Genomic DNA, 25,849 nt, shown 5'->3' with positions numbered 1-25,849 from the left:
ATGGCGCACTGTCGAGGTCCGCATTGTGCTGCCGCGGCATCGTCATCTCGCGAAGCGGCTTCGGTATTCCACGAGGCTCACACCCAGACGCCGGCCGAACGCTCGCCGAAAGCCGTCCACGTTCGCATAGCCCACCGCATCGGCCAGCCGCTTGGCCGGGAGGTCCGACTCCTCGGCCAGGCGGCGGGCGGCGTCGATCCTGGCGTTCTCGACAAACTCCGCGGGCGTCGTGCCGGTCTCGCTGCGGAAGATCCGCGCGAAGGTCCTCTCGCTCATGCCTGCGCGCGAAGCCAGCGCGGGCACGGACAGATCGTCCTTCAGGTTCGCAAGCACATGGTCCTGGACCGCGCGCACGCTGGAACGCTCTGAGGTCTGCGCTGCCAGGTGGGCGCTGAACTGGCTCTGGCCGCCGGGGCGCTTGAGGAACATCACCAGCTCGCGCGCCACGCGCAGTGCGAGTTCGCGGCCGTGATCTTCTTCCACCATCGCGAGGGCAAGGTCCATGCCGGCCGTCACGCCGGCGGAGGTGAAGAGCTTGCCGTCCTTCACATAGATGGCGTCCGCCTCGACGCAGGCCTGGGGGTAGGCCGCCGCAAGGCGGGCCGTGGAGTTCCAGTGGGTCGCCACCCGCTTGCCGTCGAGCAGCCCGCTGGCCGCCAGCACGAAGGCGCCGGTGCAGACCGAGCCATAGCGTCGCACGGCGCGAGACTGGCGCCGCAGCCATTCCTGCAACGGCGCATCGGTCGTCATGTCGTCGAGGTTGGGACTGCCCGCGACGAGCAAGGTGTCGATGCGCCCGCGCTGCGTGGCGATGGTCGCGTCGACGGCAAGACGCAGCCCGCTGCTGCTCTTGAGCATACCTTCTTCGGTGCCGATCACCTGCACCTGGTAGGCCCGCGGCTTCCCGAGTTGGCGCGACGCCTCGTTGAAGACATCGGCAGGTCCGGCGACATCGAGCAGCTGGACGCGCGGAAAAGCGAGGATGGCGATGCGCATGGCGGACAAGGCCCGATGATTGGCAGGAAACGCCGTGCGGTGGCGCGGACGACAGCGGAAGTTTGGCAGAAACTAACCGTACATTCAAATTCTGCCAAGGACCCGCCATGCAAGGCCCGTCGACGACTCCGCCCTTCCCGGCTTTCTACCCGTCCAGTGAAGCTTCCATACGCCACCTGCCCGTCAACCTGTTTGCCTCGGTCATGGGCCTCTCGGGGCTGGCCCTGGCCTGGCGGCTGGCCCACGACAGCCTCGGCGCGCCCGCCTTTGTCGGCGAGGCCATCGGTGCCTTCGCGTGGGGCGTCTTCATGCTCGTCTCGCTGGGCTATCTGGCGAAGCTCGCGAAGCATCCGCAGGCCGTTCATGCGGAGTTCCATCACCCGGTGGCGGGCAACTTCTTCGGCACCATCGTGATCTCGATTCTCCTGCTGTCCGCCGTCGCCGAGCCGTACAGCGCGCCCGCCGCCCGCGCAGTCTGGACGGTGGGGGTGCTGGCGACCTTCGCGCTCAGCTTCGTCGTCGTCTCTCGCCTGCTCAAGGGCCAGGTGGACGCGTCCCACGCCGTGCCGGCCTGGCTGATTCCGGGCGTGGCCACGCTCGACATCGCCGTGACCGGCGGGCACATGCCCATGGCCTGGGCCGCGGAACTCAACCTGCTTGCCGGTGCCGTCGGCGCGGTGCTTGCGCTGGTGCTCTTTGCGATGATCGTCAGCCGGCTGGTGCACCAGGACCCGCTGGCGCCCGGCATGACGCCGTCGCTGATGATCCTGGTAGCGCCCTTCGCCGTGGGCTTCCTCGCGTACAGCAATATCGTGGGCGGCATCGACCGCTTCGGCGCGCTGCTCTTCTACTTTGCGCTCTTCATGTTCGCGGTGGTCGCGCCCAAGGTGTTCCGTCCGAGCGTCAAGTTCTCTCCGGCCTGGTGGGCGATCGGCTTCCCGATGGCTGCCCTGGTCAACGCGGCGCTGAAGTACGCGGCGTTCCGCGCGAGCGGGCCGCTCTGGGCGCTCGCCACGGTTCTGCTGGGCACGCTGAGCCTGGCGATGGCGGTTCTCACGGTGCGCACCGTGCGGATCGCGCTCAACGGGAAGCTCTTCACCTGAGCTCGGGACTTGCCTGGGTATCGGACTCCAGCCCGAGGCGCTTCGCCAGACGCGCCAGGTTGGCGCGATCCATGCCCAGGGCGCGGGCCGCCGCAGAGCGGTTGAAGCCGTGCCGGGCGAGCGCATCCGAGACGAGCTGGCGCTCGAGCCGGGCCACGGCATCGCGAAGGCTCAGGCCTTCGCTCGGGAGAGGCGTCGCGCCCTCCCCTTCCTGTACCGACGGCTCGGCGCGGCGGCCCGGCAGGTCCAGATCTTCCGCCATCAGGCTGAGGATGCGCGGCCGCTGCGGCTGGCGGCCGAGCGCCTTCAGCACGCTGCGGCCGATCAGGTGCTCCAGCTCGCGCACATTGCCGGGCCAGTCGTACGCCAGCAACGCAGCCTGCGCGCCGGCGTCGAGTCGCAATCCGCCAAGCCCGAGCCGCGACCGGTTCTCCTCGAGGAAGAAGCCCGCGAGCAACAGCACGTCGCGGCCGCGTTCGCGCAGCGGTGGCACCTGGAGCGGATAGACGCTCAGGCGGTGGTAGAAGTCCGCGCGCAGCCGCCCTGCCCGCACCTCGTCGGCCAGATTGCGGTTGCTGGCCGCGATCAGGCGCACGTCGACGCGGTGCTCGCGGTCGGAGCCGAGGCGCTGCAGTTGCCCGCTCTGCAGCACGCGCAGCAGCTTGGCCTGCACCGGCAGCGCGAGCTCACCGACCTCGTCGAGGAAGAGCGTGCCGCCGTCGGCCAGCTCGAATTTCCCCGGCCGCTCGCTGAGCGCGCCGGTGAAGGCGCCTTTGACATGGCCGAAGAGCTCGCTCTCCACCAGGGTCTCGGGCAGCGCCGCGCAGTTGAGGCTGATCATCGGGCGCGCCGAACGCGGCGACCCGGCATGCAGCGCCTCGGCCACCAACTCCTTGCCCACGCCGGTTTCGCCCTGGATCAGCACCGGCAGCTCGCTGTGGGCGACGAGCTCGATCTCCTTCTGCAACTTCCGCATGGCGGTGCTGCGGCCCGACAGCTTGCGTGCGTGCGGCGCAGCGGCGAGACGGTATCCCTCGGCGCGCAGGCTCTCGCGCTCCACGCGCGAGTGCAGCTGCTCGATGCGCGCCGCCACGCTGACCGTGGCGGCGGCCAGGCTGCCGAAGGACTGCAGCATCGCGAGGTCCAGGCTCGAGAAGCGGTCGGACGCGAGATCGTCCAGGGTCAGGAGGCCCCAGGGTTTGTCGTCCAGACGGATCGCGCAGCCGACGCAGTCGTGTACCGGCAGGTGACCCCGGTGCCCTTCGACCAGGCCGTCGTAGGGGTCGGGCAAGGGGCTGTCGGCCGGAAAGCGCAGCGGCCCTTCCGACTCCAGCAGCGCGGCGAAGCGCGGATGCTCCCCGACACGGAAGCGCCGCCCCAGCGTATCGGCGCTCAGCCCATCCACCGCCAGCGGCAACAGCCAGCCGTCCTCCAGGCGCAGCAGCGCCACGGCGTCGCAGGGCAGCAGCACGCGCAGCGCCTGGAGCAGGCGGCGGTAGCGCTCGGCGCTGGGCAGCTCGCGGGCGATGTCGGCGACCAGCGGAATGATCGCCTGGAGCAGCGGATGGGTCGTTGTCATTCTGACTTCATGCATGTCAAATCGACTCGACTCTAACCGTGTCGAAAAGACACGGTCGGCCGCTAAGTCTTTGATTTGCACCAGGTGCCCTGCTGGAACGCAGATTGCAAAGAGAGAGGCAACCTCTTCGTCATTCCCCCAGGAGTTCCCATGCTGACCGCACATCAAAAGTCGATCGTCTCCGCCACCGTGCCGCTGCTCGAGAGCGGCGGCGAGGCGCTCACCACGCACTTCTACGGCATCCTGCTCGGCGAGCATCCCGAAGTCCGGCCGCTCTTCAATCAGGCCCATCAGGCCAGCGGCGATCAGCCGCGCGCGCTGGCCAACGGCGTGCTGATGTACGCGAAGCACATCGACCGGCTCGAGGCGCTGGGCCCGCTGGCGCAGCAGATCGTCAACAAGCACGTCGCGCTGCAGGTGCAGCCGGAGCACTACCCGATCGTGGGCGCGTGCCTGCTGCGCGCGATCCGCGAGGTACTCGGCGCGGAGATCGCGACCGACGAAGTGATCGAGGCCTGGGCCGCCGCCTACGGCCAGCTCGCCGACATGCTGATCGGTGCCGAGCGGCAGGTCTACGACAGCCATGCCGCTGCCCCCGGCGGCTGGCGCGGCGGGCGTGCCTTCAAGGTGGTGCGCAAGGAGGCCGAAAGCGAGGAGATCAGCTCCTTCTACTTCGCACCCGTCGATGGCCAGCCCGTGATCGACTTCCAAGCCGGCCAGTACATCGGCATCCGGCTGGTCTTCGACGGCCAGGACATCCGGCGCAACTACTCGCTCTCGGCAGCGCCGAACGGCAAGACCTACCGCATCAGCGTCAAGCGCGAACAGGGCGGCGTCGCCTCGAACCATCTGCACGACCGGGTGCATGAAGACGGCGTGGTCGAGCTCTTCCCGCCCTCCGGCGCGTTCACGCTGGAACACAGCGAACGGCCACTGGTGCTGATCAGCGGCGGCGTCGGCATCACGCCGACCCTGGCGATGCTCGATGCAGCGCTGAACAGCTCGCGCGTGGTGCACTTCATCCACTGCGCGCGCAACCGCGGTGTCCATGCCTTCCGCCACACCATCGAGGCGCTGGCGCGCAAGCATCCGCAGTTCAAGCGCTTCTACTGCTACGAGGAGGCCCCCGATGGCACCGGGGAGGCGCCGCATGCGGTCGGCCGCCTGGATGTGCAGACGCTCGCGCGCTGGCTGCCCGCCGGCACCACCGACATCGACGCCTACTTCCTGGGCCCCAAGCCCTTCATGCAGCATGTGAAGTCGGCGCTGCGCACCCTCGGCGTGCCGGAGCCGCAGCTGCGCTACGAGTTCTTCGGTCCGGCGTCCGCGCTGGAGTGAAGCGGCCGCAAGCACGGCCGCTCGTGACGAGCAAGTGCATGTTCCGGGCTTGCCCGAGTGCAGCCGGGACTTCCTTGCCGAGCTGAGCAGCGAGCCATAGCGCCCGGATCACCGAAGGCGCGAGTACTTTGGTAATCGTTCGAGCATGGGCACTTCGCGATTGCGTCGCCGTCGTCGCAATTTCGTCACGCAGGGGCCGTTTCCGGCCACGCGCCCCGTAGGCCCGAAGACCTGCGTTCAGTATGCTCGCAGGCTCGATGCGTGTTCCAGCTCTTCGCCTCCCTCGCCTGGGCCTTCGCGCCCGGTTGTCGATAGGCATGGTCGCGGTCGTCCTCGCGATCACGCTGGGCGTCACCACCACTGCGCTCTACTTCGTGAAGCGCAACATGCAGGCGGCCATCGCCAACGAGGAGTTCGAGCGGATCTCCGCCATCGCCGAGGCGGTGGACCAGAAGTTCCTGAGCCGACGCACCTTGCTCCAGACCTTCGGCGACAGCGTGGAGGCGCATCACCTGGCGAACACCGCGCTGCTGCAGGACTTCATCGTCCAGCACAAGTCCCTGAAGGATGCTTTCGCCAACGTCGCCTTCGTCGACCTGAACGGCAATATCGTGGCCGGCCTGGGTGGCGCGCTGCAGCGCGGCAAGATCAACATCAAGGACCGCGAGTACTTCCAGCAGACGATCGCCCGCAAGGCGGGCGTCATTTCCCAGCCCTACCGCAATCGCCTCAACGGCATGGCGCAGGTGGCCATGACCGAGCCGGTGCTCGACACGCATGGCGACGTTCTCTACGTCATCTCCGGCGCCATCAACCTCAGCGAGCACAACTTTCTTGGCGAACTCGCCAACGTCAAGTTCGGCAAGAGCGGCTACATGTTCATCACGAACACGGAGGGCGTCGTCATCGACGATCCGGACAAATCCCGGATCCTCCAGCGTGCGGACGCCAAGGGAGGGCGCAACCCCGCGGCCGAGCTCGCCGTGACCGGATTCGAGGGCGCGATCGAAGCGAAGGATCGCACCGGCGTGCCGGGTCTCTACGCTTTCAAGCGCATCAGCCAGACCAACTGGGTGCTGGGCTGCATCTACCCGCGCGGCGAGGCCTTTGCCCAGATCGAGCAGATCGAACGCTACACATGGGCCGGCGCCCTGCTCCTCACGGTGCTGGTGGGCGGCCTCGCCTTCCTGGTCATGCGCACTCAGCTCGCGCCGTTGACACGGCTGCACGAGCACATGCAGGTCTCGCGCACCGTCTCGAGCTACCTTCCCATGACGGAGCTGCCGCCCGCGGACGAGATCGGCGATCTCTCGCGCACCTTCGATTCGCTGATGCTGGAGCGGCAGACGGCTCAGGAGCGGCTGAAAGCGAGCGAAAAGTTCCTGCGCGACGTGACGGACAACCTGCCAGCCGTGGTCGCCTACTTCGACCGCGATCAGCGCTGCCTCTTCGGCAACAAGGCGGGCCTCGCCATGCGAGGACGGACGCAGGCCGACATCGGCACCATGACGATGAAGGAGTCGCTGCCGGATGCGGTCTACGAGCAGCTCGTGCCCCAGGTTGCCAAGGTGCTGGCGGGCACGCCGACGCGCTGCGAAGGCACCTACGACCGCAACGGCAAGGAAGGCTTCTTCGAGTGCCATCTGGTCCCCGACATCCGCGACGGCGGGCAGACGGTCGGCTACTACGTGATGACCTTCGACATCACGCGCCAGAAGGTGGCCGAGCGCGAGCGGGCCGCCGGCGAGGCCCGCATCCGCACCATCACCGACAACCTTCCGGCTTTGGTGTCGCATGTGGACGCCTCCTTGCGCTACACCTTCGTCAACGCCCACGTGCGTGCGCTGCACGAGAACGCCGAACTGGTAGGCCGGCTCATGGCCGATGTGCGCGGCATCGAGGATTTCCGGATGGTCGAGCCCTATGTGCAGCGCGTGCTCGCCGGAGAATCGGTGACCTTCGAGAAGACCGGCTACAGCACGCGCGGGACCAGCGAGAACTGGTATCAGTCCCACTACATCCCCGACACCGATGCGGATGGTGTGGTGCGGGGCTTCTATGCGATGACTTTCGATGTGACCGAACGCAAGCGCGCCGAGATCCGCAGCGCCGAGAGCGAGCAGCGCCTGCGCGGGCTGACGGACAACGTGCCGGCGCTGCTGACCGAGCTCGATCGCGACGAACGGGTGGTCTTCTGCAACGGCCGCTATGAGAGCTGGCTCGGCATCCCGCCGGCTTCGATCATCAATCGGCCCATCCGCGAGGCCGTCGGCGAGGCGCACTACGAGATGCGCAAGCCGCTGCTGGCGCGCGCATTCGCCGGCGAGGTGGTGTCCTTCGAACAGACCGCCAAGCTGCTGGTCGGCGAGCGAACCCTGCAGACCACCTACCTGCCACAGCGGAACGCGGCGGGCGAGGTCGTCGGGCTGTACGTCCTGGCCAACGACGTCAGCGACCTCAAGCAGAAGCAGATGCAGCTGGACACGCTTGCGCGCGAAGATGCGCTCACCGGCTTGCCGAACCGCCGGTCGTTCGAGGAGCGCGTGCGCGAAGCCTTGGCCAGGACCCGGCGATCCGGCGTCCCGATCTGCCTCATGTTCCTGGACATCGACTACTTCAAGTCGATCAACGATTCGCTGGGCCATGCGGCGGGCGATGCGGTGCTCAAGGAGTTCGGCCGCCGCCTCAAGGAAAGCGTGCGCGAGACGGACATGGCGGCGCGCTACGCCGGCGACGAGTTCGTGATCCTTCTCGAAGGCATTGCCGGCGCCCACGAAGCGCAGCGGGTGGCCGACAAGGTGCTGACGGCGATGCGCCCCGCCTTCGTCCTCTCGACCCGCAGCTTGCAGGTGACGACTAGCATCGGCATCGCGCTCTCGGAAGAAGACGACGAGGATTTCGCATCCTTGATGGCAACCGCCGACTCGGCGCTGTACGCCGCCAAGAAGGACGGAAGGAACCGCTTCATGATGGCGGCCTCGAGGTCCGTCATCCAGCACGGCTCGGCGTGGCCGCGCAAGGAATCCCTGGCCCGATGAAACCCCAAAACGCCATCGACGCTCCCATGCCTGCCATCGGCCCGGCGTTCACGATCGCGTTCCAGCCGATCGTGGACCTCGAGTCGCGTGAGGTGTTCGCGCACGAGGCGCTCGTTCGTGGCGCCCGCGGGGAAGGCGCACTCGCGGTGCTCGGCAAGGTGCAGGCGCCCCATCGCTTCGCCTTCCACGAGGCATGCCGCGTGAAGGCGATCGAGATGGCCTCGATGCTCGGCATGCAATCCCGGCTCAGCCTCAATGTCGACCCGAACGACGTTGCAGGCCCGGCGCAGTGCTTCCACACTGCCATCCGCGCGGCCGAGCAGGCGCACTTTCCGGTCGATCGCCTGATGTTCGAACTCACCGAAGGCGAACCCGTCGCCGACCTGCCCGCGCTGGCCACGAGCTTCCATGCTTTCGAAGACTTCGGCTTCACCTCCGCCATCGACGACTTCGGCGCCGCCTATGCAGGTTTCGAGCTGCTGGCCGCTTTCCAGCCCGACATCGTCAAGCTCGACATGAGCTTCGTTCGGGACGTCCATCGCAGCGCCGTGCGCTTCGCGATCGTGAAGGGCATCGTGGCGATCTGCGACGAGCTGCGGATCCGGGTAGTCGCAGAAGGCGTTGAACGCCCGGAAGAGGTCGACACGCTTCGCGGGGTCGGCGTGCGCCTGTTCCAGGGCTTTTTGTTCGCGGCGCCCGGCATCGCCATGCTGCCGGCGGTGGCTTGGGACGCAGCCTGACCCTCTCCAGTGGCCGGGCAGCGCGCCCGAAGAATCCGCGCGAGCAGGCCCGGCTTACGGCTTCGTGCCCGGGTCCTGGTTCCGGAACGCCGCCTCACCGGCGTCCGATACCTCGACCCACTTCTTGTCGGGCGCTGCGTCTGCGCCGTAGTTGTCGTGCCAGTTCCACCACTTGTAGGTCGGCGTCTGAGGATAGCCCTCGGGCGAGTCTTCCCAGACCTCTTGCCGGCCGAGCGGCGTGATGTCGAGGTAGTTCCAGGTGCCCCCCATCTGCTCGTCGCCGCGGTTGTTGGTGAAGTAGGTGCGGAACACGCGGTCCCCGTCGCGGTAGAACACGTTCGTGCCGTGCCACTCGTCCACGCCGAAGTCGGCGTCAAAGCGATCGGTGAGGCTGAACCACGGGATCTCCCAGCCCATTCGCGCCTTCAGCCGCGTGATGTCCGGCTGAGGCGCACGCGAGACGAAGACGAGGGTGGTGTCGCGGGCGTTCAGGTGGGCGACGTGGGCGACCTGGTCGGCGACCATGGAGCAGCCGCGGCAGGCATGATCGGGCCAGCCGAACACGCCCGGCTCGAAGAAGGCGCGATAGACGATCAACTGACGCCGACCGTCGAACAGGTCCAGCAGGCTGGCCTTTCCCGCGGGCCCCTCGAAGGCATAGGCCCTCTCCACGGCCATCCATGGCATGCGCCGACGCTCGGCGGCCAAGGCGTCGCGGGCGCGGGTCTGGGCCTTTTCCTTCACGAGCAGTTGCTCGTGGGCCGCTTTCCACTCCTGCGGCGACACGACCGATGGTGTGTGCATGGCGGTCTGCCCGCCTTTTTTGCGTCCGCTTTCTGTTGACTTGGTAGTCATGACTGAATCTCCTGGTTGGGCGAATTCGCGGCTCTTCCGCTGCTCATCGCTGGTTGGCCTAGAGACAGTCTGGCACCGCAGATCGAACGCTGGGAGTAACAAGTTTGGCGCTATTCCGCTAAGCAGGGTCATACCCGCGCCACGGCTCAGTGCCAACCAAGTGAGCAGTAACTCTCACGCGCAGCGTTAGCTCGCGCGACAGTGAGATCCTCAGGGGGCGTCGAACAGCTGGCGATCCACTTTCCAGTCCGGACCGTAGGTGGCATCGGCATAGGCGTAAACGACGGCGGAGCCCAGCAGCCCGTGGAGCACATCGCCCTGGGCGGCGCGCCGGCTGATGACGGCGTTCAACGCCCCTTTCCGGGCCAGGTCCTGCAGCGCCTGGTCGACCCAGCGCTTCAGCTGTACAGGACTCAGGGCTGCGACCTCCTGCTTCATTGCCTGGATCTGCTCCCGCAAATAGCTGGAGCCCTCCATGCTCGCCGCAGGACCGGCGGTCCGGGGGGCTGGCGGGGCGGGCGTTGCATCGGGCGCGCTGGTCGGCTCCGGGGGACTCTCCTGCACCGGCGTCTCGTTGCGCAGCAGCGAGCGCAGATAGGAAAAGGCGTTGTCGATCGTGCGCAGCGTCTTGTTGGCCGCTCTGCGCTCGAGCACGTCGATCTGGCTGCGCACGCGCTCGTCGCCAAACTCCTTGAGAAGGCCTTCCAGCTTGATCTCGCGGATGCCGAGCGTTTCGGCGCGCAGCACCAGCGTGGCGTCCACGGGCTCGCCCGAAGCCGGCCGCGCCGGGGCGGCCTGCCGCTTCTTGCGCACCGCAAACTGCACTTCGGTGATCACCCTGCCCTGCTTGTGCTCGATAAGATCGATGTCGAGGTCGGTTTCGGCGTTGATCTCGGCGACCGCGTCCTTCACGCGCTCGTTCTTGAACTTTCGCCACTCGCGCCGCTCGGCGCCCGGCCCGTTGCTCAAGGCATCGACCCACCAGGCCACGGGCTTGCGGCTGGTGACGCCGCTGGGATTCTCCCGGTAGCGCGCACAGATCTCGTAGAGCGCGACCGCCGTATAGGAGCCCAGCTTCGCCAGTACGTCGAGGTCGATGCGCGCCCACCGCTGCGGCTCGCGCAAGGCGGCCATGATCGTCGGCGGATAGGACCAGCTCACCCAGTTCTCGCCGCGACGCAGCTCGAGCGCCACTTCCGAGAGCATCGAGAAGCCGCGCCACTTGACGCCATCGCCTGGCGCGGTCGATTCCCAGTCGACCTCCAGGCTGCGCATCTCGATTAGGTATTTCTTCGCCGCGGTGCGCTCGCTGCCGCTCGAGCCGGTGGTCCGGAGGATGGCGGCGAGCGGAGCCTCGAACATGAAGTCGGCCGCGGGCATGCCAGGCAGGGCGACGAGCCGCGTTTGCGCGATCTGCAGCAGAGCGCTGTAGATACGCCGGCCGGTCAGGGTGACGCGTGCCGAACGAGGCATCATGACGATCATCTCGTGCGGCTTCCTGAGCTCCAGCACGTCGTCGACGGGGTGGCTCGCGCTCGGCTTTTCGAGGGTGACTTCGGTGCTCCGTTGGCTCATCTTGGGCACTGATGTTATGTCCAACATGCTTTGGACACAAGCACCCCCTGGCGCGCTCGGACCGTGCCGATCAAAACCTGGACACTTTGCCCGCCGGTAATGCCATCGCGCCCGATTAAAAGCTGGACATCTGGGCGCAGCGCGGGTTCCTGCCGAACGGCTTGGGCGATTAAAAGCCGGACATTCGGTCCTCCCGACCCTCCGCCTGCGGTCCGGGCGATGCGTCGGAACCCGATTAAACCCTGGACAAAGGCCGGCAGACCGCACGAAAGCGCTGATCCGGCGCTGTGGATAAGCGCTCGGGGCGCTCCGAGCGAAGGCTGGACAGGATCCGATGAAAGCATGGACGGATCCGATTCAGGGCTGGACGCAAGCGATTAAAAGCTGGACGCCAGTGATCGGTATTGACATCTAACCTATTGATTTTATTGAAGAAATCAGGATTTCATGCGGGCTTAATCTCTTGAAGGTATTGAAGTTCTTCCTTAATCTCGGAAGATTCTTGAGAAAAAGACCCAAAACCCACCCCACTAGGCTGTCTGCGCACGATGGATCGATGATTCTTCGTTTTTCTGAGGGTGCTAGGCATAATCGCACGACTCACCAACTTTCAAGGCAGATTTCGTGGACATCAAGCAGACCATACGTCGACAGAACCTGGAAGACATCGAGCAGCAAGCGCACAAGATCGCCGGCATGATGGACCGGATCCGCTCGGCCATGCTGGCACCCACCGCCGTGAAGACGGCGCCGACCTTGAAGGCGGTGCAGCTGGCGGACCTGTGCGGCGTGGACAAGTCGAAGATCGCCTATCGCGTGACCCGGGGCGACCTTCCGGCCGGCGAGATCCACGGCAACAGCCGGGAGTGGACGATGGCCGAGGCCCAGCAGTGGGCCAGGGAGTTGCGTGCCGAGCATCTGCGCCCTGCCGGCGCGGCGGGCATCACGATCACCGTGGCCAACTTCAAGGGAGGCGTCGCCAAGACGACGTCGGCAGTCACGCTGGCACAGGGATTGTCCATGCGTGGCCATCGGGTCCTGTTGGTGGACCTGGATCCCCAGGGCTCGGCGACGACGCTGTTCGGCGTGTTGCCGGATGCCGAGGTGGAGACCGAGCACACGGCGATGTCGCTCTTCACCGGTGAGCAGGAAAATCTGAAATACGCGATCCGCCCCACTTACTGGCCGTCCATCGACCTGGTGTGTGCGGCCCCCCTGCTCTACGGCGCCGAGTTTCACTTGCCGGCGCGCCAGGCCCGCGATCCTGGCTTTGAATTCTGGCGCGTGCTCGATCGGGGCCTCGATCTCTCGCGGGAGGACTACGACGTCATCGTGGTCGACACCCCGCCGTCCTTGAGCTACGTGACGATCAATGCGCTGATGGCGGCCGACGGGGTCATCATGCCCCTGCCCCCATCGGCACTGGACTTCGCGAGCTCGGCGCAGTTCTGGGACCTGTTCTCCGACCTGTGCAACCAGCTGGTCCGCAGCCGCGGCAAGGACAAGAGCTTCGAGTTCATCGACGTGCTGCTGTCACGCGTCGAGGCGTCGGACACGGCGAGCTCGGTGGTCCGGCAGTGGGTCCTGGAAGGTTATGGCGACAAGGTGCTGCCGATCGAGATCCCCAAGACGGCGGTGGCGGCGACTGCCAGTGCGGAGTTCGGTACGGTTTACGACCTGCCGCGGGGCTCGGTGAACTCCAAGACCTTCTCCCGCGCACGTGTCGCCTACGACCGGATGTGCGAGCTGATCGAACAGCAGATCGAAGCCGTGTGGGCGCGGCAGGTGGCGGAACGACAAATCCTGGAAACGGCGGTCTGACATGGGTTTGAAAGACAAAGCCTCCAAGATCGACTTCGCATCCATCATGCCGGCGGCGCAGCCGGTGCCCGATGCGGCAAAGCCGAAGACAGCGCCGGGCGCGATGATGGCGTTTGCCAACGACCAGCGTTCCGAGCTGCTGCGCGAGAACGAAGAGTTGCGCATCCGGGCCGCGCAGGTCGGCGAGCTGGAAGGGCGCTTGAGCGAAGTCAGCGCCGAGCTCCGCAGCTGGGATGGGGCCCTGCCGGCGCGATCGATCGACACCGCGGAGATCGCTCGCAGCGAGTTCGCGAACCGGCACGAGTCGGCATTCGTGGGCAAGGCCTTCGAGGACTTCAAGCGCGAGATCCAGGAGGCGGGCCGCAATTCGCAGCCGATCAAGGTGCGCGCGATCGCCAAACCGGGGGAGGGCCCGAAGTACGAGCTGGTCTTCGGTCACCGGCGCTACGAAGCCTGCCGCCAGCTGGGCATCCCGGTCTGGGCGGTCGTCGAGAACCTGGACGACCGCGCGCTCGTGGAGGAGATGGATAGAGAGAACCGGGGCCGCGCTGACCCGTCGCCGTGGGAGCAAGGCATGACGTATTTGCGCGCGCTCGAGAAGGGCGTCTATCCGTCGAACCGCCAAATGGCGGCCGCCCTGGGAGTGGATATCAGCAATCTCGGCAAGGCATTGACGCTGGCGCGCCTGCCCGATGCGGTGATCGCAGCGTTCCCCGCGCCCCAGACGATCCAGCTGGCCTGGGCCACGGAGCTGGGAAAGGCCTTTCAGGACGATGAGGCCGGACTGGTCGGGCGTGCGCAGGCGCTGGCGTCGGAAAAGGGCGTTCATTCTGCCAAGAGCGTATTTGCCCGCCTCGTATCCGCGCCAGGCACAGCCGCGGAGGCGGTGGCACCTGTCCCACAGGCCAGCCATGTCTTGAAGCTTGCCAATCAAAAAGTGGGCGCGCTGAAGTTCGATGTGCTGGGACGCCCGACCCTGAAGCTGTCCATCAAGCTGTCCGACGACCAGCAGCTGACGTTGCTCAAGGCCGTTCAAGGATTCGTCGACGGACTTTAGCCCGCAGCCGTCGCAACAGGAGATGAAGGGGGTAGTTTCAAACTACCCCCTTTTCTTTTGGGGTCAACGCGATCGCGCACACGTCGGGCGGCTTGCAGCTCACCTCGCGAATTCAGGGGTAGTTTGAAACTACCCCCGCCAGGGGCAGCAGACTGGACGGCCTGGCTCGCCAAGCGCAATCCTGGACGCGGATCATGACGTCCCTGGCATTGATCCTCTGGTGCCGTTTCCCGCTTCGATGCGCTGCAGCGCCGTGAGGATCTCGCTCAGCGTGGACTTCATGATGCCCATGTCCCGGTCACGCCGTGCCTCTACCAGCGGATCCAGGCTACCGCCGCCAGGCACCCCGCCGGTCAACGCCTCCTTGGCGCGCGCGACGGCATCGTCGAGACGCGTGATGAGGTTGTTGCGCAGCGCGGAGAAGTGGGCGACTTCTTTTTTCATGGCCGCCATCTCCTGGGTCAGCAAGCCGAGCTGGCGCTCGATTTCGTGCAACGCAAGGGCACTCGGGGTCGGCCGCTCGGCGGCTTCCTCCGACGGCTCCGGGGAAGCCTGAGCCATCGGCGGCGTGGCCTGAGCGAGCGCAACGCGGAGGTGGTCTGCGGTCCGTGCCACCACCAGCTCCACGACGGCGTGAGGATCGGATTCACCGAGAAAAGGCCACAGCTCGTAGACGCGGCCAATGGCCATGGCCGTGCGAAGCGTCAGCCCTGGTCGGCCCGCCCGCCGCGGGCGCTGTAGCAGGGTATGCGCGGCGGAAGGGGAGGGCGCTTCGGCGGCCAATACTTCCTCCTCGGAAGCCACGCAGGATCTGAAGGCACCCGCGGCGCTCCATTTCTTGAGGGAGGACTCCGTCGGCGCCTTGACGCCATGAATCAGGGTCAGGATGCGCGCCAGCTCGGCGAGCGTGCAAATGGGTGGCCACCCGTGGCTGCCCGAAAGAGGTGGGGGCGGGATCGAGAGAGGCTCCCTCGGGCTGTCGCTTGAATACTCATCCATGAACCTGCCTGGCCTTTTGAGAATTTAGTTACTAAATAACTCAATTATCCGCGCAACCTCGACGCGACCGCAACAGTGAGCCGTAAATCGTTGATTTACGTGAAACACTGGCCGCCGTGCTGATAAGGAAAGCGTGCTAAGTGATTGTCGCGAAAAGAGAAAATCTGATGCAGCAAAAGACCGTGAAACACCTCGAGTCGGTCGCCCGTGGTGACCTTCCATGAAAACCCCGCAGGACGCGCCGATCGCCGCCACCCAGTCGCCCGGGGACAGCTCCGAGGAATCGCCGGATGACCGCCGCCTGACTCGGTGCGTCGATTGAGGTGAAAGGCTCACTGAAGAAAACGCCGGGGCACTTGCGCCGGATCGAGCAAAGGCCGACAGGACGGCCTTACTCGTTCCTTCGCGATTGCCTGCCCGAGCGCCCCCGGCGGCGTGCGAGAGTTGCCAGGTTGTCGAATGCCGGGACGATCGCAAACGCCAGCAGTACCAGCGCCAGAGGCACGTAGCCGACCTCCTTGAAGCCGATAGCGCCGAGCAGGCATGTGACAGGTCTACTGCCGGACAGCCAGGAACCCGCCCGCGTTGATGGGCCGTGGGAGCGAATCCGATGTGCCGGCACGCGGACTCCTGGCCCAGGTGATGCTCGACGCCGGCCGACCGGTGCTCGTGGTGCCTTACGACGAGGAGTTCAAGGATGTGGCGGAGAACGCGTGATGGGAGGATACGGGCACTCGCGCCTGCGCGAGATGGTGCTGGGCGGTGTCGCGCGGGAGGTTCTCGCCCACATGACGGTGCTGGTGCTGATCGCCATTGATGTCTGGTTCAGGCGCGTGCGGCGGGCGGACACTCAGTGCAGCCGGCTCGGGTGCACGCTGGGCCACGCGACCTCCCGCCCCATCATCGCGCGGGCATACAGGTAGTTGTTGAGTGCCCGCTCGCTCAAGGCGTCCATGTTCACATGACCCTCCGCGCTGCAAGGGAAGACGAATCCGGGGCGACCGGCGAACAGAGCATCGAAGCGGAGTTCCCAACCAGCGGATGCGTGCGATGCGTTCATGACAGTCTCCTCGTTCGCCCCTGCGCCTGGTGGAATCGGGGCACTGCTAAGGCGCCACCTCAATCTAGGCGCTGCGCCTTGCAGCTCGGTCAACGCCGGGCACCGAAAGGGAACAGTCTGTGAACGCTCCGTGTCATCCTGCGAACGTCCGGATGGTGACGCGTCCTGCACCGCCGGCGGGCCTTCTGCATGGTCCACGCGCCGGCCTGGACGACCCTCGGCACTACGACCTCGGTTCATTGCGTGCGTCGGCGAGTGTCGCGTCCGGGGTGATCTCTCGATCCTGGAGGACCCTGCGGCGCTGGTGCAGATCCAGCATCTGCTTGCACCCGGCGCAGCAGTTGCCGCCGGTCAGAGCGTGTAGGTCACCAACTGGAAGTCGGGGTCTTCGGGGAACGGCTTGACGGCAAAGCCCAGCTTGCGCATGAGCTTGAGCATCCCGGCATTGCCGGCCAGCACGAGGCCTTCGATCGTTTCGAGCTCCTTGTCGCGTGCCACGTCGATGATGCTCTCCATGAGGCGCGTTCCCAGTCCCTTGCCGCTGAAATCGTCGGCGATCACGAGCGAGAACTCGCAGCTGGACTGATCGGGATTGGTGATGTAGCGCGAGACGCCGACGATCCGTTCGGTCTCGGTCACGCCGCCGTCGTCGCCGGCGTGGCGTTCCTTTACCACCGCGACCAATGCCATCTCGCGGTCGTAGTCGATCAGCGTGAAGCGCGACAGCATGGCCGGCGGAAGCTCGTGAAAGTGGGACACGAAGCGGAAATAGCGGCTTTCGGGCGAGAGGTGCTGCACCAGGCCCTGCAGCATTTGCGCGTCGTCGGGATGGACCGGGCGCACGGTATAGGTCCCCCCGCCGCGCAGCGGCCAGTCATGCTGGTAGCGAGCGGGGTAGGGCAGGATCGCAAGATGGTGGTAGCTGGCGGCATAGCCGTTTCCGCCCGCGGCTTGACCACCCACGACGACGCGCGCGTCCACCGCGACCGCACCCGATTCGTCGACGATGATGGGGTTGATGTCCATTTCTCGCAGGCCGGGCAGCTCGCACGCCATCTCGGAGACTCGCAGCAGCACCCGTTCCAGCGCGTCCATGTCCACGGCACCGGCGCCGCGCCAGGCGGCGAGGGTTTCGGCCACGCGGGAGCGCTCGATCAGTTGGCGTGCCAGGAACTGGTTGAGCGGCGGCAGCTCCATCGCCCGATCGTTCATCAGCTCGATCATGGTGCCTCCCGCGCCGAACACGATGATCGGCCCGAACGGATCGTCCGTCACGAGGCCCACGTAGATCTCCCGCCCGCGTCGCGCCTTGGCCATCTTCTGCACGGTGACGCCGTTGATGCGGGCATTCGGGGCCAGGCGGGACACGCGTTCCATCATGTCGTCATAGGTATCGCGCGCGCCGGTGCCGTTCATGATGTTGAGCGCCACACCCTCGACGTCCGATTTGTGGCTGATGTCCGGCGAGTCGATCTTCAGGGCCACCGGAAAGCCCAGTTGCGTCGCGATCATCATGGCCTCATGGGCGCTGCGCGCCAGCATGGTCTTGGTGATCGGGATGTGAAAGCACGACAGCAGCGTCTTCGATTCCATCTCGGTGAGCACGGTGCGCCGCTCTGCCAGCACGCTCTCGATCATGAGCCGGGCGGCCTCCACGTCGGGCTTGGCCAGCGCCGACAGCGGTGGCGGTGTCTGTTGCAACAGCTGCTGATTCTGGTAGAAGGCCGCGATGTTGCCGAAGGCGCCGACGGCGGCCTCCGGCGTTCGAAAACTAGGGATGCCTGCTTCGGCCAGGAGCGCACGTGAGTCACCGACGGTCGCATCGCCCATCCAGCACGTCAGCAGCGGCTTGCTCATGGGTCGAGGCAACGTGGACAGCATGCGCGCGATGTCCGATCCGTCGGCGCCTGCCTTGGGAGAGAAGATCGCAAGCATCCCGTCGACCTGGGGGTCCGATCTGGCCCCCTCGATGGCTGCCTTGTAATGCGATGGCGCTGCCTCTTCGGAGAGATCGACCAGATCCGTCAGCGAGGCGAGCGCGGGCAGCTGCGCTTGCAGTTGCTCGCGCGTCGCGGCCGACAGCTTGCCCAGCTGCAAGCCGATCTCGTTGACCCAGTCCGCGGCCAGCACACCGGGCCCTCCGCCGTTGGTCACGATCGCCAGGCGCTTGCCCACCGGCCGGTAGCGCGACGCCAGGCACTTGGCGGCCGAAAACAGTTCCACGAAGGAGCGGACCCGCACCGCGCCGGCGCGGCGCAGCGCGGCGTCGAAGACATCGTCGCTGCCCACGATCGACGCGCTGTGGGTCTGGGCGGCCTCGTTGCCGGCCGGCCGCCGCCCGGCCTTGAGCACCACGACCGGTTTGGCATTGGATGCGGTCCGCAGCGCGCTCATGAATCGCCGCGCGTTGGTGATGCCCTCGAGGTAGACGATGATGCTGTGCGTGGCTGCATCGTGCGCCAGAAAGTCCAGCACCTGGGCGATGTCCACTGCCGTGTGCGGACCCAGCGACACCACGCTGGAAAAGCCGACGGCATTCTTCTGCGCCCAATCCAGCATCGATGCCGTCAGCGCGCCTGATTGCGAGATCAGCGCCAGCGGACCGGCCTTGGCAAGCGGCCCGGCAATGCTTGCATTCAGCGCGTGCCCGGGTCGCTGAAACCCCAGCGAGTTGGGGCCCAGCAAGTGGATGTTCTCCCGGCGTGCCGTTCTCTTCAGGAGCGATGCAGTCTCGGCATTCAGGCCGTGCGAGATCACCAAGGCGGCGCGACACCCGATTCGGCCCGTGACTTCCAGCGCGGCTGCAATCTCGGGCGCCGGCAGCGCGATGATCGCCAGGTCCACGCGCGTCTGTGCCAACTGGGCCAGTGTGCCGGTGCTGCGCACGTCCAGGAACTGTAGCGATCCGTTGAAGCGCTGCCTCTGCAGCGCGTTGCGCAATGCCTGGGCTTGGGCAGTCGGCCCGTCCGGCGCGTCGGCGGCGCCCGCCAGCACGACGATGGAGCTGGGTGAGAGCAGCGGCGTGAGGTAGTGCTTGTCCATGGGTTCAGTCTGCGCCGATGAGAACCTTGACGTGCGCGGCCACGCTTCGGCCCAGGGCGCCGAGCGCGTAGCCGCCTTCCAGACAGGAGATGACGCGGCCGGCGCAGTGGCCTTGCGCCACGCGCATGATCTCCCGCGTCACCCAGGTGTAGTCGCTCTCTACGAGGCCCAGATTGCCCATGTCGTCCTCTCGATGACCATCGAAGCCTGCCGAAATGTAGATCAGCTGTGGCGCAAATCGATCGAGCGCGGGCAGCCAGTGGCGGGTCACTGCCGCACGGAAGACGTCGCCGCCGGAGCGCGGCGGGAGGGCGACATTGATCATGTTCGCGCGACCGCCGTGTTCGCCGCAGAAGGGGTAGATGCCCGTCTCGAACGTCGAGCACATGAGCACGCGGGGCTCGTCCTGGAAGATGTCCTCGCTGCCGTTGCCGTGGTGCACGTCGAAATCGATCAACGCCACACGTTCCAGTCCATGGGTGTCCAGGGCGTGGCGGATGCCGACGGCAACGTTGTTGAAGAAGCAAAAGCCCATCGCCGTGGCGCGCTCCGCATGATGGCCTGGAGGGCGTACGCTGCAGAACGAATTGCTGGCTTGCCCGGCCAGCACCAGGTCGGTCGCCAGCAGCACGGCCCCTGCGGAGCGCCGCGCCGCCTGCAGCGTGAAGGGATTCATGCAAGTGTCTGGGTCCACGCGCAGCAGGCCGTCCGTGGGGGCGCAATCGATCAGATCCTGGACATAGGAGGGCGCATGTGCCCTGCCGAGCTCGGCAAGGCCCGCCAAGGGCGCATCGTAGGGCGCCATGTAGTCCAGCAAGCCAGTGGTCAGCAACCGATCGTGAATCGCGGCCAGCCGCTCGGGGCACTCGGGGTGGTCGGCTCCCATTTCGTGGCGCGCGCAGTCCGGGTGCGTAATGAACGCGGTCAGCATGGGGTCCTTTCGGTGTGCCGGGTCTTTCCCCGGCGTCCGGTCAAGTCTGACAGAGCCTGATCGCGCGGCCATGACCTGCGTCAATGGAATCCCCGGGATTGTGGGCGGCGCCATGCGTCGATCGTTGCGGATGCTCAGGTGTTCCTTGCGTTGAATCAAGGTGGGCTTTTCTGCGTCCACGCAGGCGAGCGCCTCCTTCGGTTTCCCACTCAGTAGCTCAGGCGCGCATACCAGGTGCGCTGGGCCGCCTCCCGCGCCTGGTCCAGCGTGTGGATGCCCAACGCCGCCAGCAGCGGGATGAGCCGCAGGAACACCTCCGCGGTCAGGAGCGCATCCCCCAGCGCCGTGTGGCGGCCGAGCACCGGAATCCCGAATCGTCCGGCGATGGCCTCCAGCTCGTGCGAAGCCTGCTGCGGGCTGGCCACCGCCGACAGCAGCAGCGTGTCCAGCACCGGCTGCTCGAAGCGCACGCCCGTGGCGGCTTCCTTCATCTGCAGGAAGCGCATGTCGAAGGCGGCGTTGTGGGCCACCAGCACGGTGTCGCTGGCGAAGGCGTGGAAAGCGGGCAGGACCTGCCCGATGCCGGGCTGGCCGGCGACCATCGCGGGCGTGATGCCGTGGATCGGGATGCCCGCCGCGGGGATGCCCCGGCCGGGATCGACCAGTTGCTCGAAGCACTCCTGCCGCAGCACCTTGCCGTTGACGATGCGCGCCGCGCCGATCTGCAGGATCTCGTCGCCCTGCGCGGGGTCGAGACCGGTGGTTTCGGTGTCGAATACGGTGTAGGCCAGGTCGACCAGCCGCCGGTCGCCGAGCTCGCGTGCCTGCACGCCGGTGCGGAACAGGTCAAAGTCGTAGTACTCGGGCCGGCTGTCGCTGCGCAGCATGGTGGAGGCCTCCAACCGCTCCTGCGGCTGGGCCGGCGGCAGCAGGAAGCGGAAGAAGGCCTCCTGCCGCGCGCGCTCGCGCTGGAACCAAAATGCGCCGCCGTGGCGATCGACCACGTCGCGCACCGACAGTGGGCTGGCTTCGTCACCCGCTGACATCGGGCTTGACTCCCAGCCCATCGCCGTCTCGGTGCTGATCGGCGTGCCATACCAGACCAGGTCGAGGTGGGCGCGCTCGCCCTCGCGCCGCAGGCGCAGCTGCACGCGTGCGACGGAGAGTTCCTCCGCCAGGCGCGCCGCCAGCGAGGCCAGTGCCTGCAGCAGCGCATAGCTGTCGACCCGCAGCCACAGGTCGGGGTCGACGTCGGAGGCGCTGGCGCGCACCTGCGAGCGCGACTCGATGTGGCGCAGCGCTGCCTGCACCAAGTCGGCGCCGAGCATCTCCTCGAGCGGCCAGCGCGTCTTCAGGCTTTCGTTGGCGCTCGGCGCGAGCGACTCGATGTGCGCGGTCATCGAGCGCACCTCGTCGCGCACCACGCGCAGGAAACGCTCGCGCACGGGGGCATCCAGGTCGGGCAGTTCCAGCATGTCCACGGCCGCCTGCAGGCTGCCCAGTGACGAGCGGCTGCCTTCGGTGAGCGCGTGCAGGACGTGGTCGCGCTCGGAGTCCCGCTCGAACTCGCGCGTGACGTTGTGCAGCATCAGCACGAAGCCTGACAACTGTGCGGCACTCCCCGGTGCGGCGGACGGGTCGTGCACCGGGGCCATCTGCACGCGCAGCAGCTGGCCGGCGCGGGAGCTGGTGACGAACTGGGCCGCCGGCTGGGCCGCGCCGCGCTGCAGGCGCAGCTGAACGCTCTCCAGCGCGTGGGCGATGAGCTGGCGGTCGAACACGGCGTAGATCGAGCGGCCGAGCCCGACCAGCTCGGCGCCGCCGGTCGGCGAGAGTGCCCGGAACTGCAGCCGCGCGCGCGGGTTGTAGAGCAGGATGCGACCGTCGAGGTTGCACACGATGACGCTCTGCGTCAGCTCGGACATCAGCGCCGCGAGCCGGCTGCGCTCGTGCTCGATGCCGCGTGCGCCCTCCTGGACCTTCGCGTCGATGTCGGCGCGCAGGGCGTCACGCTGCCGTGCGAGCCGTTCGGCCACATCGGCCAGCGCCCGGGCGCCTGCGCCGCATGGCGTCGCAGCGGGCAGGGGCTGCTCCCGCGCGGTGTCGCCGGCAACCAGCAGGGCCTGGGCGGACTCGGCCAGCCGGCGCGGTTGCCTGGCCCAGATGGCATGGGCGCGACGGGCCAGCGCACCGAGCGCGATGGCCAGCACCGCCCAGGCCAGAAGCAGCAGAGCGGCGCGCGGCGCCAGCATCGCGCCCAGTACCTCCCGCTCGACCGGCTCCAGCGTGGCGGCCAGCAGGGCGCCGAGTCCAAGGCCAGCCAGCCCCAGCACCGCACCGGGTGCCAGCGCGGCGGCGACTTCGTCCGCATCGGCCTTCATGGGGACAGCATCCGGCGCACGCGCTCGGCCAGCTCACGGGTCGAGAAGGGCTTCGTCACGTAGGCATCGGCCCCCAGGGCCAGGCCCTTCGCGATATCGGTCTCGCGGCCCTTGGCCGTGAGCATGAGGATTCGCGTGCCGGCGATCGCCTCGTCGGCGCGCACCGCCTGCAGCACCTCGATGCCGGACTTGAGCGGCATCATCACGTCCAGCAGCACCAGGTCGGGCCGCAGGCTGCGGATGGCGTCGAGCGCCTCCTGGCCGTCGCGCGCGATGCTCACATCGTAGCCCTCGCGCTTCATCAGGAACTCGAGCGAGATGACGATGTTGGGTTCGTCGTCCGCGATCAGTACCTTGGCGTTCATGGACTTGTCTCCGGTTGCGCGGTCTCCTGCCGCAGAGGAAGCTCGAAGCCGAAGCATGCGCCGTGGCCCGATGACGGCTCGAGCCACATCCTCCCTCCGAAATGCTCGACGATGCGGCGGCTGATGGGCAGGCCCAGGCCGGTCCCTTGCGGCCGATGCGCGGCATCGCCGCCCTGGCGGAATTTCTCGAAAACCAGGGCCTGCTGTTCGGGCGGCACGCCGGGGCCGTTGTCGCGCACGGTGCAGACGACATGGTCGCCGTCGGCATGCAGGCGCAGCGCCACATGTCCGCTGCCGGGCGGCACGAACTTGACAGCGTTCGACAGCAGGTTGACCAGCACCTGCATCACGCGATCGGGATCGGCCTGCAGCGGCGGCAACGCGTCGGGCAGGTGCAGCGCCACAGTCGCCCCGCGCTCGCGGAACAGCTCCTGCGTGGTTTGCACGGCCTGCCGCGCCAGTGCGCACAGGTCGACCTCCGTGCTGCGCCATTCGGCAGCGCCCGATTCGATCTTCGCCATGTCCAGCACCTGGTTGACCAGCCGCGTCAGGCGTTCGGTCTCGGCAACGACCAAGCCCAGGAAGTGCTGGCGCTGTGCGGGGTTCATGCCCGGGTCGTCGAGCATCAGTTCGGCCAGCGCGCGGATCGAGGTCAGCGGCGTGCGCAGCTCGTGCGTCACCGAGGACATGAAGTCGTCCTTCAACCGGTCGAGGCTCTTGAGCTGCTCGTTGAGCTCGCTCAGCTCGGCGGTCGCTTGCTCCAGTGAAAGAGATTTCTCTTCCAGCGCCTGCGAGTGCGCGCGCAGTGCGGCCGTTTCGCGCGAGGCCTCGTCCAGGATCCGCATCACGTCGTCCAGCCCCAGGGCCTCTTCCTCGACTACCGAGGCGACCATGGCCCGCGCCGAGGCGCTTCCGATCGCGCCGGCAAGCTGGCGTTCGACGAACTGCACCAGCCTCGCATCGGCGGCGATCTGCTGCGACCCGGCCAAGCCGTTGCGCCGCGCGTACTCGTGCAGCAGCTTCTCTGTGGCGTCCACGCCCAGGAAGCGGGCGGCCAGCCGGCGCAGGTCGGTCAGCCTCGCGGTCCCGCGCCAGAACACCGGACCGGTGTCGGCGGCAGGGTCGGCGCTGCGTTCGAAGACGTCGACAAAGATCAGCGCCTGGCTCGCTTCGCGCGCGGACGGGCGGCCCAGGAGCGAGACGCCGAAGTAGAGCATGCTGTTGACCAGCAGGCTCCAGAACAGCGCGTGCGTCAGGTTGTCCAGGCCCGCGAGGCCCAGCAACTGCTCCGGCCGCAGCCAGGCGATGCCGAACGGCCCCTCGGCAATGAAGCGGGCGGGGATCCAGCCCGACTTGGCGATCGACGGCAGCATCAGCGTCCAGGCCCACAGCAAGAAGCCAGCGCCCAGGCCGGCCAGCGCGCCGTGGCGCGTGCCGCCTTTCCAGTACATGCCGGCCAGCATCGGCGGCGCGAACTGCGCGACGGCGGCAAAGCTGATCAGGCCGATGCTCACCAGCGCATAGTCTTCGCCGGCGATGCGGTAGTAGAGGTAGCCCAGCAGCAGGAGCGCCATGATCACCGTCCGGCGCACGCCCAGCAGCACGCCGCTCACGTCGCGCGCGCCGAGCAGGCCGGCCCGCAGCAGCAGCGGCATCACGAGATCGTTGCAGACCATGGTGGAGACCGCGATGGCCTCGACGATCACCATCCCGGTGGCCGCGGAGAGCCCGCCGATGAATGCGGCGAGCGCCAGCCCCGGCTGGCCGGCTGCCAGCGGCAGCGAGAGCACGAAGGTCTCGGCGTTCTCGCGCCCGCCCTGGAAGTGCAGAAGGCCGCCCAGCGCGATCGGCAGCACGAACAGGTTGATCAGCAGCAGGTACAGGGGGAACGCCCAGGTGGCGCGCCGCAGGTGGCGCTCGTCGACGTTCTCCACCACCATCATCTGGAACTGCCGCGGCAGGAAGAGCACTGAGAGCATCGCGAGCAGCGTCAGCGCGAACCATTGGCCGCCCGCGAAGCCGCCGCTGGCGCCGCTTCCGAGACCCAGCAGCGGCGCGAGCTCGGGCCGGGCCGCGGCGCGGCCGAACAGGTCGGCGGGCCCGTCGAACAGGCCCCAGGTGACGAAGGCACCGACCGCCAAGAAGGCCAGCAGCTTGACCAGCGATTCGAACGCGATCGCCGCGACCATGCCCTCGTGGCGCTCGGTGGTGTCGAGATGGCGTGCTCCGAAGGCCACCGTGAAGCCGGCCAGCACCAGTGCGATGTACAGCGTGCTGTCGCGCCACCAGGCTAGCGGTTGCGCGGGTGCATCGGCGAGCAGCGCATAGGCGCTCGCGATCGCCTTGAGCTGCAAGGCCACGTAGGGCAGGATGCCCACCACCGCGATCAGCGTGACCAGCATGGCCAGCAGCGGGCTCTTGCCATGCCGGCTGGCGATGAAGTCGGCGATGGAAGTGATGCGCTGGCTGCGCGCAATACGGACCATCTTGCGCAGCACCGTCCAGGCCATCAGCATCGCGAGCGTCGGGCCGAGGTAGATCGGCAGGAACCACAGCCCGGCCGAGGCGGCCCGGCCGATGCTGCCGAAATAGGTCCAGGCCGTACAGTAGACGCCCATCGACAGGGTGTAGACCCAGGGGCTGCCGATCAGCGAGCGCCCCTCGCGCGCCCTGCGGTCGCCGACATGCGCGATCGCGAACAGCAGCGCGAGGTAGCCGAAGGCTGCGACGATGACGACGGGTGCGGCAGGCATGTCACATGTCGCCGGAGCACTCGGCGACCCATGCGGCGAGCGCGATCAGCACGGCCCAGCCGCCGAAGAGCGCCAGTGGCATCAGCGGAAGCCCCCAGACCATGACCGGGTGGTCCCAGAGCGTAAGCAGCGGCACGTTGAGCAGCAGCCAGCCGAGCGCGAAGAGGCCGAGCAGGCGTTGGGGCTTGGAGCCTTCGGACATGCGTGCTCCCGCGA

At 67.2% G+C, this 25,849-nt stretch carries 19 protein-coding genes and 1 pseudogene; 7 read left to right on the top strand and 13 right to left on the bottom strand.

The window, feature by feature from the left end; genetic code table 11:
* Positions 1 to 42: 42 nt before the first annotated feature.
* The gene (locus GXN78_RS37940; RefSeq protein WP_106555411.1) at positions 43 to 996 is read right to left on the bottom strand and encodes a GlxA family transcriptional regulator; all 954 of its coding nucleotides are present in this window, start codon (positions 994 to 996) and stop codon (positions 43 to 45) included.
* 107 nt (positions 997 to 1,103) lie between these two features.
* Here GXN78_RS37940 and GXN78_RS37935 point away from each other — a divergent pair, with 107 nt between their 5' ends.
* Positions 1,104 to 2,099, top strand: coding sequence for an SLAC1 anion channel family protein (locus GXN78_RS37935; protein ID WP_106555410.1), 996 nt, complete (start codon positions 1,104 to 1,106; stop codon positions 2,097 to 2,099).
* Here the strand turns inward: GXN78_RS37935 and norR are convergent.
* Positions 2,092 to 3,678, bottom strand: coding sequence for a nitric oxide reductase transcriptional regulator NorR (gene norR, locus GXN78_RS37930; RefSeq protein ID WP_106555409.1), 1,587 nt, complete (start codon positions 3,676 to 3,678; stop codon positions 2,092 to 2,094). The two genes, GXN78_RS37935 and norR, sit on opposite strands and share 8 nt — an antisense overlap.
* Before the next feature lie 150 nt (positions 3,679 to 3,828).
* Here norR and hmpA point away from each other — a divergent pair, with 150 nt between their 5' ends.
* The 3 genes from hmpA to GXN78_RS37915 all read left to right on the top strand — a co-directional run bounded on the left by hmpA (position 3,829) and on the right by GXN78_RS37915 (position 8,794).
* Positions 3,829 to 5,016, top strand: a complete 1,188-nt coding sequence (hmpA, locus tag GXN78_RS37925) for an NO-inducible flavohemoprotein (protein WP_106555408.1) — start codon at positions 3,829 to 3,831, stop codon at positions 5,014 to 5,016.
* A 317-nt stretch (positions 5,017 to 5,333) separates the two neighbouring features.
* The gene (locus tag GXN78_RS37920) at positions 5,334 to 8,054 is read left to right on the top strand and encodes a PAS domain-containing protein (RefSeq protein WP_239143072.1); all 2,721 of its coding nucleotides are present in this window, start codon (positions 5,334 to 5,336) and stop codon (positions 8,052 to 8,054) included.
* Positions 8,051 to 8,794 carry an EAL domain-containing protein gene (locus GXN78_RS37915; protein WP_106555407.1) on the top strand — a complete coding sequence of 248 codons (744 nt, stop codon included), beginning with the start codon at positions 8,051 to 8,053 and terminating at the stop codon, positions 8,792 to 8,794. The genes GXN78_RS37920 and GXN78_RS37915 overlap by 4 nt, the downstream gene beginning before the upstream one ends.
* 54 nt (positions 8,795 to 8,848) lie before the next feature.
* Here the strand turns inward: GXN78_RS37915 and GXN78_RS37910 are convergent, their stop codons facing one another.
* Positions 8,849 to 9,649 carry a thioredoxin family protein gene (locus tag GXN78_RS37910; RefSeq protein ID WP_164256291.1) on the bottom strand — a complete coding sequence of 267 codons (801 nt, stop codon included), beginning with the start codon at positions 9,647 to 9,649 and terminating at the stop codon, positions 8,849 to 8,851.
* Positions 9,650 to 9,859: 210 nt separating this feature from the next.
* Positions 9,860 to 11,224, bottom strand: a complete 1,365-nt coding sequence (locus GXN78_RS37905; RefSeq protein ID WP_164256289.1) for a replication initiation protein — start codon at positions 11,222 to 11,224, stop codon at positions 9,860 to 9,862.
* Positions 11,225 to 11,848: 624 nt separating this feature from the next.
* Between GXN78_RS37905 and GXN78_RS37900 the strand changes: the two genes are divergently transcribed.
* Positions 11,849 to 13,045 (top strand): AAA family ATPase, encoded by a 1,197-nt coding sequence (locus GXN78_RS37900; protein ID WP_239143071.1) that lies wholly within the window; start codon positions 11,849 to 11,851, stop codon positions 13,043 to 13,045.
* 46 nt (positions 13,046 to 13,091) lie between these two features.
* Entirely contained in the window at positions 13,092 to 14,102 is a 1,011-nt protein-coding gene (locus GXN78_RS37895) for a ParB/RepB/Spo0J family partition protein (protein WP_164256287.1), read from the top strand.
* Positions 14,103 to 14,294: 192 nt separating this feature from the next.
* Here the strand turns inward: GXN78_RS37895 and GXN78_RS37890 are convergent, their stop codons facing one another.
* Positions 14,295 to 15,101 (bottom strand): hypothetical protein, encoded by an 807-nt coding sequence (locus GXN78_RS37890; RefSeq protein ID WP_106555403.1) that lies wholly within the window; start codon positions 15,099 to 15,101, stop codon positions 14,295 to 14,297.
* 391 nt (positions 15,102 to 15,492) lie between these two features.
* Positions 15,493 to 15,642, bottom strand: a pseudogene (locus GXN78_RS41745) (DUF1275 domain-containing protein); the annotation flags it as partial.
* 47 nt (positions 15,643 to 15,689) lie between these two features.
* Here GXN78_RS41745 and GXN78_RS42100 point away from each other — a divergent pair.
* Positions 15,690 to 15,818, top strand: coding sequence for a hypothetical protein (locus tag GXN78_RS42100; protein ID WP_275407628.1), 129 nt, complete (start codon positions 15,690 to 15,692; stop codon positions 15,816 to 15,818).
* Positions 15,819 to 15,951: 133 nt separating this feature from the next.
* On the opposite strand, the gene GXN78_RS37880 is transcribed toward GXN78_RS42100, so the two are convergent.
* From GXN78_RS37880 to GXN78_RS37850, 7 genes are all read right to left on the bottom strand, one after another.
* Positions 15,952 to 16,161 carry a hypothetical protein gene (locus tag GXN78_RS37880; protein WP_106555402.1) on the bottom strand — a complete coding sequence of 70 codons (210 nt, stop codon included), beginning with the start codon at positions 16,159 to 16,161 and terminating at the stop codon, positions 15,952 to 15,954.
* Between the two features lie 351 nt (positions 16,162 to 16,512).
* A complete protein-coding gene (locus GXN78_RS37875; protein ID WP_106555401.1) occupies positions 16,513 to 19,203 on the bottom strand; it encodes a bifunctional acetate--CoA ligase family protein/GNAT family N-acetyltransferase in 2,691 nt (896 codons plus the stop codon).
* Positions 19,204 to 19,207: 4 nt separating this feature from the next.
* On the bottom strand, positions 19,208 to 20,134 hold the full coding sequence (locus GXN78_RS37870) for a histone deacetylase family protein (protein ID WP_106555400.1): 927 nt from the start codon (positions 20,132 to 20,134) through the stop codon (positions 19,208 to 19,210).
* Between the two features lie 209 nt (positions 20,135 to 20,343).
* Complete coding sequence (locus tag GXN78_RS37865; RefSeq protein ID WP_106555399.1) at positions 20,344 to 22,515, bottom strand: exonuclease domain-containing protein; 2,172 nt, start codon at positions 22,513 to 22,515, stop codon at positions 20,344 to 20,346.
* Positions 22,512 to 22,880, bottom strand: a complete 369-nt coding sequence (locus GXN78_RS37860) for a response regulator (RefSeq protein ID WP_106555398.1) — start codon at positions 22,878 to 22,880, stop codon at positions 22,512 to 22,514. Before GXN78_RS37860 ends, GXN78_RS37865 begins: the two co-directional genes overlap by 4 nt.
* Complete coding sequence (locus GXN78_RS37855; protein WP_106555397.1) at positions 22,877 to 25,633, bottom strand: sensor histidine kinase; 2,757 nt, start codon at positions 25,631 to 25,633, stop codon at positions 22,877 to 22,879. Before GXN78_RS37855 ends, GXN78_RS37860 begins: the two co-directional genes overlap by 4 nt.
* Before the next feature lies 1 nt (position 25,634).
* Positions 25,635 to 25,835, bottom strand: coding sequence for a hypothetical protein (locus tag GXN78_RS37850; RefSeq protein ID WP_106555396.1), 201 nt, complete (start codon positions 25,833 to 25,835; stop codon positions 25,635 to 25,637).
* Between the last annotated feature and the right edge of the window lie 14 nt (positions 25,836 to 25,849).

The organism is Variovorax sp. WS11, assembly GCF_010499245.1.
Taxonomy (GTDB): Bacteria; Pseudomonadota; Gammaproteobacteria; order Burkholderiales; family Burkholderiaceae_C; genus Variovorax.
This window is presented reverse-complemented; position numbering and strand designations above follow the sequence as displayed.

Excerpts from the sequence above, each read along its gene's own strand:
- GXN78_RS37940 (WP_106555411.1), bottom strand. The coding sequence starts at position 996 with ATGCGCATCGCCATCCTCGCTTTTCCGCGCGTCCAGCTGCTCGATGTC.
- GXN78_RS37935 (WP_106555410.1), top strand. The coding sequence starts at position 1,104 with ATGCAAGGCCCGTCGACGACTCCGCCCTTCCCGGCTTTCTACCCGTCC.
- norR (WP_106555409.1), bottom strand. The coding sequence starts at position 3,678 with ATGACAACGACCCATCCGCTGCTCCAGGCGATCATTCCGCTGGTCGCC.
- hmpA (WP_106555408.1), top strand. The coding sequence starts at position 3,829 with ATGCTGACCGCACATCAAAAGTCGATCGTCTCCGCCACCGTGCCGCTG.
- GXN78_RS37920 (WP_239143072.1), top strand. The coding sequence starts at position 5,334 with ATGGTCGCGGTCGTCCTCGCGATCACGCTGGGCGTCACCACCACTGCG.
- GXN78_RS37915 (WP_106555407.1), top strand. The coding sequence starts at position 8,051 with ATGAAACCCCAAAACGCCATCGACGCTCCCATGCCTGCCATCGGCCCG.
- GXN78_RS37910 (WP_164256291.1), bottom strand. The coding sequence starts at position 9,649 with ATGACTACCAAGTCAACAGAAAGCGGACGCAAAAAAGGCGGGCAGACC.
- GXN78_RS37905 (WP_164256289.1), bottom strand. The coding sequence starts at position 11,224 with ATGAGCCAACGGAGCACCGAAGTCACCCTCGAAAAGCCGAGCGCGAGC.
- GXN78_RS37895 (WP_164256287.1), top strand. The coding sequence starts at position 13,092 with ATGCCGGCGGCGCAGCCGGTGCCCGATGCGGCAAAGCCGAAGACAGCG.
- GXN78_RS37890 (WP_106555403.1), bottom strand. The coding sequence starts at position 15,101 with ATGGATGAGTATTCAAGCGACAGCCCGAGGGAGCCTCTCTCGATCCCG.
- GXN78_RS42100 (WP_275407628.1), top strand. The coding sequence starts at position 15,690 with ATGGGCCGTGGGAGCGAATCCGATGTGCCGGCACGCGGACTCCTGGCC.
- GXN78_RS37880 (WP_106555402.1), bottom strand. The coding sequence starts at position 16,161 with ATGAACGCATCGCACGCATCCGCTGGTTGGGAACTCCGCTTCGATGCT.
- GXN78_RS37875 (WP_106555401.1), bottom strand. The coding sequence starts at position 19,203 with ATGGACAAGCACTACCTCACGCCGCTGCTCTCACCCAGCTCCATCGTC.
- GXN78_RS37870 (WP_106555400.1), bottom strand. The coding sequence starts at position 20,134 with ATGCTGACCGCGTTCATTACGCACCCGGACTGCGCGCGCCACGAAATG.
- GXN78_RS37865 (WP_106555399.1), bottom strand. The coding sequence starts at position 22,515 with ATGAAGGCCGATGCGGACGAAGTCGCCGCCGCGCTGGCACCCGGTGCG.
- GXN78_RS37860 (WP_106555398.1), bottom strand. The coding sequence starts at position 22,880 with ATGAACGCCAAGGTACTGATCGCGGACGACGAACCCAACATCGTCATC.
- GXN78_RS37855 (WP_106555397.1), bottom strand. The coding sequence starts at position 25,633 with ATGCCTGCCGCACCCGTCGTCATCGTCGCAGCCTTCGGCTACCTCGCG.
- GXN78_RS37850 (WP_106555396.1), bottom strand. The coding sequence starts at position 25,835 with ATGTCCGAAGGCTCCAAGCCCCAACGCCTGCTCGGCCTCTTCGCGCTC.